Raw genomic sequence first — 17,684 nt, 5'->3', positions numbered from 1 at the left:
GCCCAAATATACATTTAATGTGTGATACTCATTTCCAACTGGGTTCGATCCGGCTGCCTTCTTCGCTTTCGGTAATGCGCAGATACATCTGGATTTCCTGTTGCAGGTCCTCCACGTGACTGATTATACCCACGATCCGGTTTTCCCTGCGCAGCGATTTCAAGGTTTCGAAAACGGTTTGCAGCGCATTTTTATCCAGCGAACCAAACCCCTCATCGAGGAAAAAGAAGTTGTGACTCGACTCGTTCCTGACGTGAATATGGTCTGCCAGCGCGAGCGCGAGCGATAATGCCGCCTGAAATTTCTGTCCGCCCGAGAGCGTTTTAAGCAACCGCAGATGTCCGCCGTTCAACAAATCCCTGACCCAGAAACTATTGCCTTCGCCGAGTTCCAGGTGAAGCTGCTGATGTGTCATCTGGTGGAAGCGGTGATTGGCCGTCTGAATGAGATTTTGCAGGTAAATGCTGGATGCATAATCCACGAATCCGCTGGAACGAAATAGCTTCGCGAGGTCGTCGAGATGCTCCTTCCTGAGTTGCAAACGGCCTTTTTCGGCAAGGAGTACCGCTTTTTTTGCCAGGTCTTCCGCCATTTGTTTCAGCCGTCCGCCGATATTGCCCTCTTCCTTTCGCTGAGCGTTCAGGTTTTCGGTCAATGCATTTTTCAATGCGGTTACCTCTTCGTGCCTTGCCGCGTCATATTGCTCGCCGGCATGATCTTCCAGCAGGCTTTTCAGCTCGGCGCCGGTCGTTTCCAGCGCAAGTTTGAACTCGTCGATCGCCTGCCGTTCGGTTTCGATCCGGATCGGCTTTTGCAATATTTCCTTCACTTGTGCCTCCGATTCAAACGCAAAAGCGGCCAGTTGCCCATCGATCTTTTCCTGTACAGCCGCCAACTCGCGCCGGCTGCCGTCCAAGGCGGCCAATAATGTCGTTTGGCTGCCGGAAAGCGTATTTCGATCCTTTTCGAGCACATCAACTTGTTTTTCGGCTTCGGCGAATGCAGCGGAAAGCTGTTGGTAATCGGCTTTCAGTGCGGCGATCTTTTCTGAAATTACATTCTTTTCAACCGTTTCGAAATCCCCGAGATCAACTCTCGATAACTGCCCGGAAAGCGTCTCAACGGTATTTTCCAATCTTAAAATTTCATCCTTCAACACTTGGAGCGGCTTTTCGATCTGCTCGGTCTTTTCCCTGGCAGCGGCCTCGATCTGCTCGGTCAGCGCCTTCAATGCGGCTTCTCCGGCTTTAATTTCAACCTGCAACCGGCTGCTTTCGGCAAATCGCCTTTCGAAACCTTCCCGGTCCGACTTATTGAATGCAGCCCAGATGAAAGCCTCATCATGCGTTTTCAATTTGCCCTGCGCATCGGCATACCGCTGTTTGATCGATGACTTCTGTTTTTCAAGATTTTCGATCTGGCTAAAAACACGTTCAACCGGTGATTGCAACCGTCTTAGCAGCCTTTCCTGCTCATCCAAGGCATTCAACTGCTTTTCAATCGCCGCTATTTCTGCGGACAAAGCGCTGTCGGCGGTCAGGACTTCGGGATGGTGCAGCGAGCCGCAAAGCGGGCAGGGCTCTCCATCTTCAAGATTACCCGCGTACTGGTGCAATGCGACCCGGGTATTCATATGCAGTAACTGGCGGCTCAGCGCTTTCCGGCTTGCATCCCCGGCTTCCAGGTATCCGGCAATGCCCTTTTGAAAGGTTTCCAATGAATGCCCCTCGCCGAACTGAATGCCAAAATCGTTGGTAATCTCTTGTAATCGCTGTCCCAGTCCGTCCGTCAGAGCCTTGATCTCGGCGGCGAGCGTTTCTGCTTCTATTTTAATAGCCTGGCGGTTTTCGGCAAGACTATCCGCCGTTGTAAACCAGGATTTCACGAGCCCCATTTCGAGCACATCCCCCATCCCGGCCTTGCGCCGCTCGTTTGCCACTTCCAGTTCCTGTTTTTGCTGTTTTAGTATTTCAATGGCATTTTCTTTTTCCTTCAACTGCTGTTCGCCGCGTACCAGCGCGTCTTTCCTCTTGCTAACCGCCTGCGAATGTTCGATAATCCGCATGACCTTTTCGAGCTCTTCGGCGGTAGCGAGTAACTCTTCGCGCTTTTCGTAGCGCGGTTTCAGCATTTGCCATGTTTCCCGTTGCTTCGCGAGCAATGTCCCCAGTTCCGCCAGCCGGGCCTGATTCGTCGCTGAAATGCGCCCGTCGCGTGTGATGGCCGCCAACAGGTTGCTTTTCTGGTCGAAAACGGATTTGAAATGCAGCGAGCAAGTCTCAAAAGTCTTTAATGAGGCCTCGCGTTCCTGCATCGCCGCCCGCTGCGAATCGAGCGCCGCAAGCCTGCTTTGCAGCATCTGTATTTTCTCACCGGCGAGTTTGAGCTTCTGAAAATTGCTTTCCAGCTCCGCCTGGACCAGCAGCTCATCCGCTATTTGCTGAATTTGCTTCCGGAGCTGCTCCAACCGCTGTTCCCCCTCCGCGAGCATATCCTGCGTCACTTCGCCGAGACCCATCAACTGGCCGTCCACATTCGATAATGCGAGGTCATTTTGCTTGCTCAGCAATCCTACATTCCGGCTGAGGTCATATTTTTCGAGCTGGAAGAGCTCTTTCATCATCCGCGTTCGCTCGGCGTCCTTCAATTCGATAAATTCCTGGAAACGCCCCTGCGGTATGATGATCGTCCGGCGGAAATTGTCGTAGCTCAGACCGATGATGCTTTCGGTCGATTCGTTTTCAGCCAATGGCACCCAGTCGTTTTCGTGCCAGATATAACCCTTTCTGTCAAAAGTTTTTACGTCCTTGAAATTCTTGCTGTTCCGCTTTCCGCGCACCGTGAACCGGTAACGATCGCCCTTTTTTCCTGCAATGCATTCAAAATCAATCAGCAAATCATCCGACCGGAGGTTCATCATGTTATAAGTCCGGTCGTCCCCCGATTTATTCAGTCGCTCGGTATCGCCGTACAATGCAAATGTGATCGCTTCCAGAATGGAGGACTTCCCGCTACCCACCGCGCCGAATATCCCGAACAACGAAGCGTCGGTCAACGGATCGAAATCGATTTCCTGCTCGGTTTGATAAGAATATAGTCCTTTGATTTTTAATCGTTTGGGAATCATAGGTGGCTGTCGGCTGTCAGCTTTCGGCTACGGGCCATTAGCGTCCGGCTATCAAATACGGTTTCGGTAAAATTATGGCTTTAAAATAAGTCCGACAGCCGGTAGCCGACTGCCGAAGTGTCATAAACTGGTAAGCAAATCATCCAGGTATTCGCGCGTATTGCTCAAACGCGGTACTTTGTTCTGGCCCCCGAGCTTATGTTGTTTGCCAAGCCACGCATAGAACGTTCCCGCGGGAGCGAAATGGACTTGCGGGGGCGTGAGGGCCATGTCTTTGTAACGTTTGGCATCATAGTCGGAGTTGACTTCGCGCAATGCGGTATCCAGCGCCCGCACGAACGCTTCACGGTCCTCGGGCTCTCTGGTAAATTCAATGATCCATTCATGACAGCCCCTTGAGCCGTCGCCCATGTATACCGGTCCAGCCGTGTAGTTTGCCACCAGCGCGTCGGTTTCATGTGCCGCTACCTTAATAGCGTGATCGGCATTCTCTACAATCACTTCTTCCCCGAATGCATTGATAAAATGTTTGGTGCGCCCGCTCACCTTCACGCGGAACGGATAGGTTGAAGTAAATTTCACGGTATCGCCAATCAGATAGCGCCAAAGGCCCGCATTAGTCGAAATCACCATTGCGTAGTTTTTCCCTACCTCCACTTCGTTCAGCAACAATGCTTTGGGATTTTCCTTGCCAAGATCCTCGATCGGCACGAATTCGTAAAAAATGCCGTAATCGAGCATCAACAGCATTTCACCAACGCGGTTGATATCATCCTGTATCGCGAAAAAACCTTCCGACGCGCTGTATGTTTCGAGATATAATACCTGATCCGAGGGGAAATATTTGGTCATGAACAAATCGCGGTAGGGCTCGAATGATACCGCCCCGTGCACGAATACCTCGAAATCGGGCCAGACTTCGAGCATATTCTTCTTACCGGTCCGTTCCAGAATCTGGTCGAGGAGTACGATCGTCCAGGTCGGGACGCCGAGAATGCTCGTCACGTTCTCCTGTGAGCATATCGACGCCATTTTATCCAGCTTGCTTTCCCAATGATCCATCAAAGCCACTTCCAGCGGCGGCGTACGCATAAATTCCGCCCAGGAGGGCAGATTCTGCATAATGACCGCCGATACGTCGCCGATCTGTGTGTAATCATCAAATGGGTTCGCATGCAAAGTCCCTCCGATCGACAGCCCTTTTCCATCGAAAACACGGGTATCAGGCCGGTTATTGATCAGCAACGTCATCATATCCTTGCCACCTTCGTAATGGCACTCTTCCAGTGCCTCGGGCGAAACGGGCAGAAATTTACTCCGCGCATTGGTCGTACCCGACGATTTGGAAAACCATTCGATCTGCGACGGCCAGAGCACGTTCGGTTCGCCTTTCAATACCCGCTCGATATAGGGGTAAAGTTGCTCGTAAGCCGAAATAGGTACCTGCTCCTGAAATTCCCTTACCGATTTGATCTGTCCGTAGTTGTAGCGGCTGCCCCATTCGGTGTAGCGGGCGGTCTCGATCAATTCCGAAAATATACGCTGCTGGGTTTCAATAGGGTACTTCATAAACTGTTCGATCCGTTCGAAGCGCCGCTTCATAAACCAGACAGTCATATCGTTTACCAGCTTCATAAAGGTCAATTAGTTAGAATACGCAAGTCTGTAAAAATAGCAATAAAAAATGGTGCGAGAACAGTCGGATACCGTTCTCACACCATTCAAAAAATTTTATCAACCGGTCGTTATCTGTCGTAGAACATATTGCTGCCGCCGGCCTTCCGGCTGATCGACGACGATAGTTCGGCACTTGCTTCTTCCTGCAACGCGCGCGCGCTACGCAGCTGACGCGTTACATGTGTGCCTGTAATCTGAAATAACGCCTCGCCCAGCAAAGGGTCGCGCGGATCGCCGTAAGGATAGAGGATATTGCCTTCGTTCACTTTCACATCCGGCTCGAAACCAACATGGTAATCCGACTTTTTATCCTTATTCAATGATTTCGACACGATCGGCTGCAAACCTACCCGGATACCGTTTTTCTCATCGCTCAATGTTACCGAGCCGACGTTCTTTCCGACCGTCCTGCCACCCACTAATGTCACGGTCATGAATGGCTTCAAACCATTGATCAGCAGCTCGCTCGCCGAGGCCGTGCGGGACGATACCAGTACCACCAGGTGTTTCAGGTTACTGCCCACATTCTGGCTTTTTTGAATGAACTTATCGTAGAAATAGGACTCGCCGTATTTTTTGAGACTCGTTTCGGTGACCTGTTTGTTGTATTCCTTGTAATAAAATACGTCGTTGGCCGTGACCTTGCCGATGAGGCTTGCCAGGTTCGTCGCAGAGCTGACATAGCCACCGGGGTTGTAGCGCAAGTCGAGTACCAACGCATTGATGTTGCTGTTTTTAAATTCCGAAAAGATCGCGTCCAGCTTTTTATCATATGCCTGGTTATTTGCCTGATAAGGCTCCGGAATAAACTGGTGATAAACCACATAGCCGATTTTACTCGCCCCAACCGTGTATACGGAATCGAAAAATACCGGATCCTCCTGCAACACGACGGGCGTCACGTCTCTGGTAGTTGTGGTCTCCTTCAATGTACCGTCCTCGATATCGGCCAGGGTGTAGGTTAACTTATCCTGCGTGTTCAACAATTTGGAATAATTGGAGTCCGTCAGTTTCTGGCCATTTACGCTGCTGAAAACATCGCCCCGCACAAAGCCGGCCTTCGCGGCAGGTGAGCCAGGGATCACATAGAGTACGATACCGACTATATTACTCGTGTTAGCCGGAAAATATACCAGCTTGTACTCCATGCCGCTGGTTTTCGACTCGCCTCCCAAAGACGCTTCCAATTCCTTGGCATCTTCCTGCATCCACGAAAACCGGTCGCCGTCGGGGCGGGCGGTTGCGTCGTACTTGTAAAGCAACGAATTGAAAAAGTCGCCGGGTGTTTTATTGTAATCGGGCGATGCCGTAATGTGGTCGGTCCAGTAATACCAGTATTTCATATTGGAATAAATCCACTGGTTGGTTTCGGTATCATTCTTGGGGTCTACGTTTTTCTCCTTGCAGGAAAAAACGAAAGCGGCCAGGAAAAGTACAGGCAGGAAAAGTCTCAGTTTCATAGATTTCCGTTCATTTCTAAAAATACCTCTTCGAGAATACGACAAGCCTCCTCCGTTTGTGCCTCATTGATGACCAATGGCGGCGCGAAACGTATTTTGTTACCATGCGTAGGCTTGCACAAGAGCCCTTTCTCCATCATTTTATAACAAAGGTCCATGGCCGTGCCGCTATCCTCCGTGTCGTTGATCACAATCGCGTTGAGCAACCCTTTTCCTCTAACGTTTTCGATCAGAGAACATTGCTTTTGAAGGCGCTGCATTCTTTCGCGAAAAACCCGGCCCATTCGTTCGGCATTTGTGGCGAGATTTTCCTCCTCTACGACCTGCAATGCGGCGATGGTGACCGCACAGGCCAACGGATTACCGCCGTAAGTAGAGCCATGTTCGCCCGGCGCGATGGTGAGCATTACCTCGTCATCGGCCAATGCGGCCGATACTGGCATGGTACCACCGGATAACGCTTTCCCGAGAACGAGAATGTCCGGCTTCACACCTTCCCAGTCACACGCCAGCCGCCTACCCGTGCGGCCGATGCCGGTTTGTACCTCGTCGGCAATGAAGAGGACATTATATTTCGTACACAAATCCCGCACGCCCCTCAGATAACCTTCGTCCGGCACTACTACACCGGCTTCGCCCTGGATAGGTTCCACCATGAACCCGGCAATATTGGGGTCGCTTCTCAGCAGGCCTTCCAGCGTATTCAGGTCATTGTAGGGAATGATTTCGTAGCCGGGCAGGAAAGGGCCGTAGTCATTCGTAGAAGAAGGGTCTGTCGAGGACGAAATCGCCGCCAGTGTACGGCCCCAGAAGTTACCGGCTGCGTACACCGTTTTGGCCTTGCCCGGAGCGATTCCCTTTACTTTATACGCCCATTTACGGGTCAGTTTCAGCGCCGTTTCGCCGCCTTCAACGCCCGAATTCATCATCAGCGCCTTATCATACCCGAAATATTCGCAAAGAAACCTCTCGCATTCGCCGAGGCGGTCGTTATAGAATGCGCGTGACGTGAGCGTCAGCTTTTGAGCCTGTTCGATCATTGCATTCACAATTTTCGGATGGCAGTGCCCCTGGCTCACCGCGCTGTAAGCCGAAAGGAAATCGAAATACTGCTTTCCCTCTACATCCCACAAAAAAACTCCCGAGCCCCGTTCGATCACTACCGGCATTGGTTTGTAGTTGTGCGCTCCGTACCGGTATTCCAGTTCCATCGCATGCTGGGAAGCACTGATATCCGTCGTGTCTGTATAGTTTTTCATTGTAATTCAGGCAATTAATAAGTCAGCATTGAAATATGTAAAAATAAGGAAAACGCCGCTAAAATGCGGATAAGCGCAAAATATGTATTGAATTTAATTGGTTATATTTGTTAGACAGCAAGTGCAAACATTGAAAAAAGAATCGTCATGAAACTCAGATATATTTCAGACAGAAAAGGGATAACCCGGGGCGTATACATTCCTATCGCAGATTGGAATGCGCTTAAATCAAAATATCAGGACATTGGCAAGGCCGAAGAGTGTCCAATTCCTGAATGGCACAAGGAATTGCTGGCAGAAAGATTGGAGGCCTACGAGAACGGGCTGGAAGACGTTTTCGATTTAGAAGAAGCCATCAGGGGATCTGGCACACCAGTCAGGACCCCGATAAAGCAGAGAGGTGGGAACAATAGCAGCCCATTGCTAGTATCTTCCACTCCCAACCCTTAATTTTGCAGCATAATCTCAAGGGGTGCCCTACCGAACGGGCTGAGATCATACCCATTTAACCTGATCCGGGTAATGCCGGCGTAGGGAGAGAAAGCCGGAACCGGCTGTTTTCTGTTAATATTTTATCGAACTTTTGATAGGTGGCCCCTGCCTGTTGTAATTATTGATCGCAATGCGAAAAATTACTACCTATCTGCTGACGCTCTTGCTGAGCGCTTCTTCACTCCTGTCTTTTGCCCAAAAAACAATCTCGGGCCGCGTGACCGACGCGGAAGACGGCAAGCCGCTGCCCGGCGCTACTATTAAGGCCGGCGAAATCCGCGGCACAAGCACCGACAAGGACGGCCATTTTGTTTTAAAAAACATATCCGAGAATATCGATGCGCTGGGCATTTCCTACATCGGCTATCAAACTTCCAAAATTCCGCTCGGCGCTTCAAACCAACTGGAAATCAAGCTCAGCAAAAGCACTTACCAGGCCGACGAGGTGATCATCAACGCCACTCGTGTGAACGATAAGACGGGTATGGCCTATACTAATGTAACGGCCGCGCAAATCGACAAACAAAATCTCGGGCAGGACCTGCCTGTACTCCTCAACTTCTCGCCCTCCCTCGTGAGTACGAGCGACGCGGGCGGGGGCGTGGGCTACACGGGCATGCGCATACGTGGCTCCGACGCGACCCGTATTAACGTGACTGTGAATGGCATTCCTTACAACGACGCTGAAAGTCAAGGCGTTTTCTGGGTAAACATGCCGGATTTTGCCTCGTCGGTAAGCAGCATCCAGATCCAGCGCGGCGTGGGCGCTTCCACGAACGGTGCAGGCGCATTCGGCGCTTCGGTGAATATCAATACCAATGCATTCCGCGAAGCGGCTTATGCGGAGCTGAACAATTCCTACGGCACTTTCAATACATTTAAAAATACATTGAAAGTTGGCTCGGGGCTGATTAAGGATAAGTTTACATTCGACGCGCGGCTGTCGCGGGTGTCTTCGGACGGCTTTGTAGACCGGGCTTCTTCTGAATTGCATTCCTACTACCTTTCAGGCGGGTACTTTGGCAAGAAAAGCTTTGTGCGAGTGAACGTTTTTTCCGGAAAGGAACGCACTTACCAGTCGTGGAACGGTGTGCCGGAAGCGAAATTGCGCGGTGACCGCGAGGGTATTCTGGCCTATATCGACCGGAATGGCCTTGGCGAAAAAGATGCGCAAAATCTGCTCAATTCTAATAATCGGACTTATAATTCTTACACCTATAAAAACGAGGTGGATAACTACCGCCAGGACCATTACCAGGTCGTTTCGTCCCATAATCTTAGTAACAAACTGACATTCAATCTGAACGCATTCCTCGTACGCGGACTGGGTTATTATGAACAATATCGTATGGCAGACGATTACGCCAATTACAATCTTCCCAATGTAGTCATCGGCAAAGACACGCTCACCAGCACCGACTTCATCCGTCGGCGGTGGCTCGACAATTACTTTTACGGGACCACATTTTCCTTCGATTACAACAGTTTCAAAAAGCTGACCGCCAGCTTTGGCGGCGGCTGGAACCGGTACGACGGCGACCATTACGGCCAGATTATCTGGGCACGCAATGCGGGCAACATCGAGAACGAGCACCAATACTATTTCAGCACGGGTAAAAAGAAGGATTTCAACTTGTACGGGAAACTGTATTACGCATTCACCGAGAAGCTCACGGCATTCGCCGACCTCCAATACCGTCGCGTTAGCCACGCGATCCACGGGACCGACAATGATCTCGTTCAACTCGCATTCGACCAGTCCTATTCGTTCTTTAATCCAAAGGCTGGCCTTACTTATCAACTGGCTGAGCAAAGTTCGGTTTATGCATCATATAGCATCGGCAACCGCGAGCCTAACCGCGATGATTTCACTTCATCCACAGCGAACTTGTTCCCAAAAAGCGAACGTTTGCAGAATGTAGAGGCCGGTTTCCGCACGCAACAGGGAAAGTGGGCATTTGCCGCAAATTATTACCTGATGAGCTACAAAAACCAGCTTGTACTTACCGGCCAGATCAACGACGTGGGCGGCTCCGTGCGCGTGAATGTGCCTGAAAGCTACCGCACCGGTATCGAACTGGAAGGCGCAGTGGTTTTCAACAACCATTTGAAATGGAATGCGAACGCGACTTTCAGCCAGAACAAAATCAAAAACTTTACAGAATACATTGTAGACTATGATAACGGTGGTTATAAAACCGTAGATCACGGTAAATCGGATATTTCGTTTTCTCCGAATGTGATTGTCGGGAGTCAGGTGGCTTATACACTGCATAAAAACCTGGAACTGGCATTACTCACCAAATATGTAGGCAAGCAGTATCTCGACAACACCTCGACAGAAACCCGCAAACTCGATGCCTACCTGACCAACGATATCCGCCTTTCCTGGACCATCAAGCCATCCTGGGCGAATGAAATTGGCTTCAATTTACTGATTAACAATGTGCTGGACGAAAAGTATGAGTCGAATGGCTACACGTATGGCTACATTGCGGGCGGCGCGCTTACGCAAGAGAACTTCTATTTCCCGCAAGCGGGAAGGAATTTCCTGGTCGGGGTGAATTTCAGGTTTTGATAACCACTTTCTCCCTACCTTTGCCGCATGAATCTGAAAAATGACCTTTTGCTTCGGGCGGCGCGGGGGGAGAAGACCGAACGCACGCCCGTTTGGATGATGCGCCAGGCCGGACGCATCCTTGCCGAATACCGGGCCGTTCGCGAGAAAGCCGGAAGTTTTATCAAATTGGCCACTACACCCGAAATGGCGGCAGAAGTGACCCTTCAACCTGTTGATTTGCTGGGCGTCGATGCGGCCATTATATTTTCCGACATTCTTGTGATCCCCGAGGCAATGGGCCTGCCCTACGAAATGGCGGAACAGCGCGGGCCGGTTTTCCCGAGCACCGTGCACACCTTGAATGATTTGCAAAAACTGCACATCGCGGAGCCGGAAACGGATTTGAAATATGTGCTGGACGCCATTAAAATCACGAAAGAAGGCCTCGCCGGCCGCGTCCCGCTGATCGGCTTCGCGGGCGCGCCGTTCACGATCTTCTGCTACATGACGGAAGGCAAAGGCTCCAAGACGTTCTCGGTAGCCAAAAAGCATTTATACACCGATCCGGAGTTTTCACATACATTATTGCAACAAATCACCGACAGCACGATCGCCTATCTGAAAGCGCAGATCGCGGCCGGTGCCGATATTGTACAACTTTTCGACTCCTGGGCGGGCATTCTGTCGCCGGAACAATACCGCGTTTTCTCTTTGCCTTATATCAAACAGATTTGCGACACCATTACCGAAGTGCCCGTAACTGTTTTTGCCAAAGGCGCATTTTTCGCCAGAAAAGAAATTGGCGCGCTAAGTTGTTCGGTTGTGGGCCTCGACTGGAATATGGACATCGCCGAATCGCGTGAACTGATCCCGGACAAAACATTGCAGGGCAACCTCGATCCTTGCGTACTCTATTCTTCCTTCGACCAGATCCGGGCGGAGGTCAGGAAAATGCTGGAACAGTTTGGCACACAACGCTACATTGCGAATCTCGGCCATGGCGTCTACCCCGACACTGATCCGGACAAGGTAAGATGCTTCATAGAGGCGGTTAAAGAGTATTCCTCCCTGTAAATATGGTTTTGAATCAAAATAAATGTGTATTCCTCGATCGCGACGGAGTACTGAATGAGGATTGCCCGGATTATTTGTACAAGCTGGAAGAGCTCGTTATACCCGAAGGTGTCGTCGAAGCATTGCAAATGCTGAAAGAGGCGGGTTATCTGCTAATTGTCATCACCAACCAGGCCGGCATTGCCAAAGGACTTTATACGGCGGAGAACGTATATGCCATTCACGAAGCGATGCAAAAGGCCTCCGGTAACGCACTCGACGATTTGTATTTCTCGCCTTACCACCCGGCCTATTCCGGTAACTCATTATCGCGGAAACCGGGCTCGTTGCTGATCGAGAAGGCCATGGCCAAATATGCTATTGATCCAGCACAATCGTGGATGATCGGCGACCGGGACCGGGATATGGAAGCAGGAAAAAATGTAGGCTTAAAAACGGTTCACATCATCCCGAATGCAGAAAAATCGACGGGAGACTACGCCGCTGTGAATTTGCTGGAAGCCGCCAGGCTGATATTGCAGCAGTAAATTAAGCTTTTACTACCGGCGCGGGCTGGGTTTTCTGTACTGATCCGTAAGCAGGACAGGCGTGTTTGGTGCAAGATGATGCTACCGCCAATGTTCCACAAACAGCCAGGAGAAGTAAGATCTTTTTCATTTTCCAGTTCGTATAAGTTTTTGTCACTACAAAAATATAAAATTAAGTTCTTTGAATGAGCGTTTTAGCCTGACTAATAACGAACTCATTCAAAGAACTTTATATCCGGTATCAGATTTTTGTTTCCGCTAATTCTTCCTCCGGTTCCACATGCGGCTTTTCAACAGCCGGCTTGCTATCCTGCGCTCCGAAAGGCTCCTCTTTGAAACCTAAGATCCGCAGCATCGAATCGCTGTTTTGCTCATCGGCGAAGACGCGCGTCGTAATGCGGCCTTCTTCGTCGCGATCCACCAGCACATGTTTCGGTGCAGGGATCAGGCAATGCTGGATGCCGCCATAACCTCCCAGTGATTCCTGATAAGCTCCTGTGTGGAAGAAACCAATGTATTGCGGCTCGTTATCTTCGAAAATAGGCATATACAAATCGGCGCTGTGCATTTCTGAATTATAAAAATCCTGCGAGTCGCACGTCAGGCCACCGAGGTTCACCTTTTGGTAAGGATTATCCCAGTTGTTGATCGGCAGCATAATGTATTTCTGGTTCATTCCCCACGAATCGGGCAGCTGGGTAATAAACGAGCCGTTGATCATGTACCAGAGCTCTTTGTCGTTTTGAAGCTTTTTGTCGATGATTTCATAGATCACCGCGCCGCTTTCACCGACGGTGTAGCTTCCGAACTCCGTGAAAATATGCGGCACCGGAACGTTGTTCTTATTGCAGATCCACTGAATATTCTCGATGATCTCGTCGATCATCTGCTGGTAATCGTAGTTCGATTGCAGTGAAGTCTGGATCGGAAGGCCGCCGCCGATGTCGATCGAGTCGAGATCCGGGCAGATTTTCTTCATTTCGCAGTACTTGAACATAAAGCGGGTCAATTCGCTCCAGTAATAGGCGCTATCCTTGATACCCGTATTAATGAAGAAATGCAGCATTTTGAGCTTGAAACGAGGATTTGGCTCGATCTTCTCCTTATAAAGCTGCTGAACATCATTATAACGGATTCCCAGACGCGAAGTATAGAATGCAAAATTCGGTTCCTCGTCCGTCGCAATGCGCATTCCGAACTGCACCGAATCCGCCGTCACCTGTTGTTCGTACGATTCGATCTCTTTGAGGTTGTCCAGGATAGGCACCACGTTGAAACCTTCGTTGATCAGCTCGCTCAGGTATTGCGTGTAGCGCGGCAGTTTATAGCCATTTGCCAGAATGTAAGTACTCTTATTAACCTTGCCACGGCGGTAAAGCTCCCGGATAATGGGGATATCGAAAGCCGATGAGGTTTCGATATGGATGTTGTGCTTCAAAGCCTCTTCCAGCACAAAGCTGAAATGCGACGATTTCGTGCAATAGCAATAGGTATAGGTGCCTTTGTAGTTGTGTCTTTTGAAGGCATTCCGGAAGAACATGTTCGCATTCTCGATGTGTTCCCCGATCTTGGGCAGATAATTGATCTTTAACGGCGTACCATGTTCCTTGATGATATCCATCAGAGGTACATTGTTGAACAGCAACTCATTATTATCAACGTTGAACTCCATGGTGGGAAACTCGAACGTCTGCTGAATCAGGTCAATGTAGCTTTTCATTGATTTGTTTGTCGCGATGGCAATTAGTGAATTGGGTGTTAAAAAATAGGAACGAAAATGACCCGAAAATTGGTCAGAATATACATCATTTCCAAACACGGATCACCGGCAAATCATTCCCGGCCGAAAGCAATTTATCTCTCTATTTGCCAAGTTCATACCTGAAAATCCCCGCTTAATAATTTTTTAATTGACCAACCGGTTGACTGCTGCCTATTTTCAGGCCGTAATTCGAAAACCGGCCCATGAGGCGCCGGCATAAGTCGCCGCCTTTGCCGCTTGATATCCTGAATAATCATTCTTAATATAATCCTATTATTTCTCAACAACTAAAAACCATTTATTATGATACTCCCCAAAATGGCGGCGCTTGTAAAACGGCTTAGAGCTCGTCAGACCCGCTAAAAATCAACATTTTCGCACCTTTGTTCATTGCTTTTGTGCCTTCTTTCCGGAGAATTGTCACTAATCGGCAGGAAACTTTAAACATTCTTAAAGTTTCCTTAGTTTTTTTCATTCGAAAATTTCAAATTTGCCGCTGTGAAAGAGCGAATTATCAAATCGGCACTGAACCTTTTCTGGCGCTACGGGATACGAAGCGTCACGATGGACGACATTGCCCGTGACCTCGGAATTTCGAAACGTACCATTTACCAGCATTACTCCGACAAGGAGGCCATTCTAGCCCTGGTGATCCAGGAGGAGATCCGGATGCAGAAATGTCAGATGGAAAAACTGGAAGAGCTTGCGGAAAACCCGATCGAAGAAGCAATGTATGCCACAGTGCAGATGCAAGAAACGCTCGCCGACATGAACCCGACGCTCCTGTACGACCTGAAAAAATATTACCCCAATGCGTGGGAGCTTTTTCAGAACTACAAACACGAGTACATCATCCGGAATATTCGTGACAACCTGCTGAAAGGCATCGAAATGGGCCTGTACCGAACCGACATCGACATAGATGTGCTTTCGCTCCTGCGCGTGGAGCAAATCGTGCTCGCTTTCGACCCGACCGTTTATCCCTCAAAGCGATTCAACATGATGCACGTACAAACGCAGTTCCTGCATCATTTCCTGCGGGGCATACTTTCGGAAAAAGGATTTGAATACTACAACACCATAAAAGATAAACCAGCAACTGAATTCAATACCCATGAAAAATGCCAGAACAATACGTAGCTCGTTGATGCTGCTCACGGCACTAATAAGTTTCACTTCGTTGCATGCACAAACCGGTTATTCACTCAAAGAAGCGGTCGATTATGCCGTAAAGCATAATCTGAACGTAAAGAATGCACAGCTGGACGCCGTCTCTGCTGAAGCCCGGATTGGAGAGATTCGTGCGACCGGGTTGCCACAAGTGAATGCAAACCTTTCGTTGGTGGATAATGTGATTATCCAACGATTCTTTCTTCCAGCCAATTTTGCAGATCCTACCGCCCCGGAAAACGCCCCTCCGGTAGCCCTCGAATTCGGTATTCCGTGGCAAGGTTCTGCCTCGGCTACTTTAAACCAGCTCATTTTTAACGGCTCTTATTTTATTGGTCTGAAAGCAGCGGCGACTTATCGCGAGCTAGCACAGAAGAATATCACATCTTCAAAAGTGTCGATTGCGGAGGCGGTAACCAAAGCTTACTATTCCGCTCAAGTCGCGGAAGAGCGGGCTAAATTGTTGGATTTAAACATCGCGCGTGTTGATTCGTCCATGCGTGAAACAAAGGCCATGAATGCAAGTGGTTTTGTAGAGTTGCTTGATGTGAACCGTCTTGAGGTACAGATTAACAATCTGCAAACCGAGCGTCAGAAGGTACAAAACCTGATAGAGCTCAGTTATGCACTACTTAGGTTTCAAATGGGAATGCCGGCAAATGAACCTATTAAATTAACCGATGATATTAATTTGGTCAACCTAGATGAATTGCGGGCGCAATTAGCTAATACAGATGTGAGCTATGAACGACGCATCGAATATTCACTGCTGAATACCCAGGAAAAGCTTGCGAATCTTGACCTACGGAATGTCAGAAGCGGGTATTTACCCAGTATTTCTGCTTCAGTTGGTTACGGACATAACAATGGTACCGACACCTTCGCAAAGTTGTGGACCTCCAAGTGGTTCAACAACTCTGCTGTAACCTTGAATGTCTCCATCCCGATTTTCGACGGCTTTCTGAAAAAATACCAGATCAACCAGAAAAAGATTGCAATCGATAAAGTTAAAAACAGCCAGGCCTTGCTGAAACAGTCGATCGACCTGGAAAACAACCAGGCAGCGATCAATATCAAAAATGCATTTGCCACGCTCGAAACACAGAAACGCAACTTGGCGCTCGCCGAAGAGATCGTGCGTGTTTCGAAAATCAAATACAAGGAAGGCGTAGGCTCCAACATCGAGGTAATCAATGCAGAGTCTTCATTGAAAGAAGCACAGACTAATTATTTCACGGCATTATATGACCTGATGATCGCGAAAGTGGATCTCAGCAAAGCCAGGGGCGAGCTCTATTCCGAATAATACGATTAACACTTAACAAAATTTGAAACAGCTACTTACGAATACCATGAAAAGCAATATTCTGATCATAACCGCCTTCGCCTCGTTGCTGGCTGCCTGCTCGGCCAAAAAAGAAGGCCTGGAAGGAAAGAAAGAAGAGCTTGCGCAACTCAAAGCACAACAGGCCGAGAACGACAAGAAAATCAAAGCGCTGGAAATCGAAATCGGCAAACTGGACCCGAAGAAAACGACGGAAGCCAAAGTAAAACCTGTTTCGATAGATACACTGAATGCGGAGACTTTCAGGCATTATGTGGAATTGCAGGGCACGGTGGATGCTAAAAATAATGTCATGATTACGCCCAAAACTGGCGGTGCCGTCGTGGCGATGTATGTAAAAGAAGGCGACGCGGTTAAAGCGGGAAGCGTTATCGGTAAAATCGACAACAGCATCCTGGTAGAAACCATCGAAGAGCTGAAAACATCGCTGAGCCTGGCTAATACGCTTTATGAAAAGCAGAAAAACCTCTGGGACCAGAAAATCGGCACGGAGCTTCAATACCTGCAGGCGAAAAACAACAAGGAGTCGCTGGAAAAGAAACTGGCCACTCTGAATACCCAACTTTCGCAGACCAACATCGTATCGCCGATGTCCGGTGTTGTGGATATGGTAAATGTAAAAGTAGGTGAAATGGCTTCTCCCGGCGTGGGCGTGGTGCGTGTGGTGAACCTTAGCAACCTGAAAGTTTCAGCCAAAGTATCGGACGTTTACGCTGCCAGCGTGAAAAAAGGCGATGAGGTGATTATCAAATTCCCTGATCTGAAAAAAGAGTACAAGGCCAGAATTTCCTTTGTGAGTACAGCCGTGGACCCATTGTCGCGAACTTTCACAATCGAAGCCAACCTGCCCTCCGACCGCGACATTAAACCCAATATGATGGCACAGGTGCAGATCAACGACGCTACCCGTAAAAACGCTTTGGTAATAGACCAGAATTACGTTCAAAGCACGGAAAAAGGGAATGTGGTTTACGTAGCGGTGACCGAAGGAAACAAGAAAGTAGCCAGGGCGAGGGAAGTAAAGACAGGCCTGAGCTACAATGGTAAAGTCGAAATCCTTTCAGGTTTGTCGGCCGGAGATCATCTGATCACGCTCGGTTACCAGGAAGTTTCCGACGGCCAGCCGATCAGCTATTAACAAGGAGAGTGACGACCGTCGCAGGTCAATTGTAGTCAGGAATTGTCAGGGATTGTCAAGAATGCACAATTTCCCTATTCACTCATTCAGTCA

The 17,684-nt window shown here is 49.2% G+C and carries 12 protein-coding genes and 1 riboswitch; of the genes, 7 read left to right on the top strand and 5 right to left on the bottom strand.

Translation table 11 applies throughout. The features are described from left to right. Nucleotides 1-28: 28 nt before the first annotated feature. The 4 genes from ABV298_RS16045 to rocD form a co-directional block, all read right to left on the bottom strand. Complete coding sequence (locus ABV298_RS16045) at nt 29-3,127, bottom strand: SMC family ATPase (RefSeq protein ID WP_353723055.1); 3,099 nt, start codon at nt 3,125-3,127, stop codon at nt 29-31. A 120-nt stretch (nt 3,128-3,247) separates the two neighbouring features. Then, nucleotides 3,248-4,762, bottom strand: a complete 1,515-nt coding sequence (locus ABV298_RS16040) for a GH3 auxin-responsive promoter family protein (protein WP_353723054.1) — start codon at nt 4,760-4,762, stop codon at nt 3,248-3,250. A 110-nt stretch (nt 4,763-4,872) separates the two neighbouring features. Next, the gene (locus ABV298_RS16035) at nt 4,873-6,264 is read right to left on the bottom strand and encodes a S41 family peptidase (RefSeq protein ID WP_353723053.1); all 1,392 of its coding nucleotides are present in this window, start codon (nt 6,262-6,264) and stop codon (nt 4,873-4,875) included. After that, on the bottom strand, nt 6,261-7,523 hold the full coding sequence (gene rocD / locus ABV298_RS16030) for an ornithine--oxo-acid transaminase (protein ID WP_353723052.1): 1,263 nt from the start codon (nt 7,521-7,523) through the stop codon (nt 6,261-6,263). Before rocD ends, ABV298_RS16035 begins: the two co-directional genes overlap by 4 nt. A 147-nt stretch (nt 7,524-7,670) precedes the next feature. Here rocD and ABV298_RS16025 point away from each other — a divergent pair, with 147 nt between their 5' ends. The 4 genes from ABV298_RS16025 to ABV298_RS16010 all read left to right on the top strand — a co-directional run bounded on the left by ABV298_RS16025 (nt 7,671) and on the right by ABV298_RS16010 (nt 12,176). Further along, nucleotides 7,671-7,973: an addiction module protein gene (locus tag ABV298_RS16025; protein WP_353723051.1), complete on the top strand. Its 303-nt coding sequence runs from the start codon at nt 7,671-7,673 to the stop codon at nt 7,971-7,973. 8 nt (nt 7,974-7,981) lie between these two features. Beyond that, nucleotides 7,982-8,076: riboswitch (TPP riboswitch) on the top strand. 69 nt (nt 8,077-8,145) lie between these two features. Next, nucleotides 8,146-10,593 (top strand): TonB-dependent receptor, encoded by a 2,448-nt coding sequence (locus ABV298_RS16020; RefSeq protein WP_353723050.1) that lies wholly within the window; start codon nt 8,146-8,148, stop codon nt 10,591-10,593. A gap of 27 nt (nt 10,594-10,620) precedes the next feature. Then, nucleotides 10,621-11,649, top strand: a complete 1,029-nt coding sequence (gene hemE, locus ABV298_RS16015) for a uroporphyrinogen decarboxylase (RefSeq protein ID WP_353723049.1) — start codon at nt 10,621-10,623, stop codon at nt 11,647-11,649. A 2-nt stretch (nt 11,650-11,651) separates the two neighbouring features. Continuing rightward, nucleotides 11,652-12,176 (top strand): HAD family hydrolase, encoded by a 525-nt coding sequence (locus ABV298_RS16010; protein WP_353723048.1) that lies wholly within the window; start codon nt 11,652-11,654, stop codon nt 12,174-12,176. A gap of 241 nt (nt 12,177-12,417) precedes the next feature. On the opposite strand, the gene ABV298_RS16005 is transcribed toward ABV298_RS16010, so the two are convergent. Further along, on the bottom strand, nt 12,418-13,896 hold the full coding sequence (locus tag ABV298_RS16005; RefSeq protein ID WP_353723047.1) for an arginine decarboxylase: 1,479 nt from the start codon (nt 13,894-13,896) through the stop codon (nt 12,418-12,420). 540 nt (nt 13,897-14,436) lie between these two features. On the opposite strand from ABV298_RS16005, the gene ABV298_RS16000 reads away from it, so the two are divergent. From ABV298_RS16000 to ABV298_RS15990, 3 genes are read left to right on the top strand one after another with little or no spacing between them, the layout of a single operon-like run. Continuing rightward, nucleotides 14,437-15,078, top strand: coding sequence for a TetR/AcrR family transcriptional regulator (locus ABV298_RS16000; RefSeq protein ID WP_353723046.1), 642 nt, complete (start codon nt 14,437-14,439; stop codon nt 15,076-15,078). Continuing rightward, a complete protein-coding gene (locus tag ABV298_RS15995; RefSeq protein WP_353723045.1) occupies nt 15,053-16,414 on the top strand; it encodes a TolC family protein in 1,362 nt (453 codons plus the stop codon). The genes ABV298_RS16000 and ABV298_RS15995 overlap by 26 nt, the downstream gene beginning before the upstream one ends. A gap of 46 nt (nt 16,415-16,460) precedes the next feature. Continuing rightward, the gene (locus tag ABV298_RS15990; protein ID WP_353723044.1) at nt 16,461-17,591 is read left to right on the top strand and encodes an efflux RND transporter periplasmic adaptor subunit; all 1,131 of its coding nucleotides are present in this window, start codon (nt 16,461-16,463) and stop codon (nt 17,589-17,591) included. The last annotated feature ends 93 nt before the right edge of the window (nt 17,592-17,684 follow it).

This window comes from Dyadobacter sp. 676, assembly GCF_040448675.1.
Classification (GTDB): domain Bacteria; phylum Bacteroidota; class Bacteroidia; order Cytophagales; family Spirosomataceae; genus Dyadobacter.
Note: the sequence above shows the minus strand (reverse complement) of the source record. Positions and strands in the feature narration are given on the sequence as shown.

Coding starts and splice junctions, on each gene's coding strand:
- ABV298_RS16035 (WP_353723053.1), bottom strand. CDS start 6,264: ATGAAACTGAGACTTTTCCTGCCTGTACTTTTCCTGGCCGCTTTCGTT.
- ABV298_RS16040 (WP_353723054.1), bottom strand. CDS start 4,762: ATGAAGCTGGTAAACGATATGACTGTCTGGTTTATGAAGCGGCGCTTC.
- ABV298_RS15995 (WP_353723045.1), top strand. CDS start 15,053: ATGAAAAATGCCAGAACAATACGTAGCTCGTTGATGCTGCTCACGGCA.
- ABV298_RS16005 (WP_353723047.1), bottom strand. CDS start 13,896: ATGAAAAGCTACATTGACCTGATTCAGCAGACGTTCGAGTTTCCCACC.
- ABV298_RS16025 (WP_353723051.1), top strand. CDS start 7,671: ATGAAACTCAGATATATTTCAGACAGAAAAGGGATAACCCGGGGCGTA.
- hemE (WP_353723049.1), top strand. CDS start 10,621: ATGAATCTGAAAAATGACCTTTTGCTTCGGGCGGCGCGGGGGGAGAAG.
- ABV298_RS16020 (WP_353723050.1), top strand. CDS start 8,146: ATGCGAAAAATTACTACCTATCTGCTGACGCTCTTGCTGAGCGCTTCT.
- ABV298_RS16010 (WP_353723048.1), top strand. CDS start 11,652: ATGGTTTTGAATCAAAATAAATGTGTATTCCTCGATCGCGACGGAGTA.
- ABV298_RS16045 (WP_353723055.1), bottom strand. CDS start 3,127: ATGATTCCCAAACGATTAAAAATCAAAGGACTATATTCTTATCAAACC.
- ABV298_RS15990 (WP_353723044.1), top strand. CDS start 16,461: ATGAAAAGCAATATTCTGATCATAACCGCCTTCGCCTCGTTGCTGGCT.
- rocD (WP_353723052.1), bottom strand. CDS start 7,523: ATGAAAAACTATACAGACACGACGGATATCAGTGCTTCCCAGCATGCG.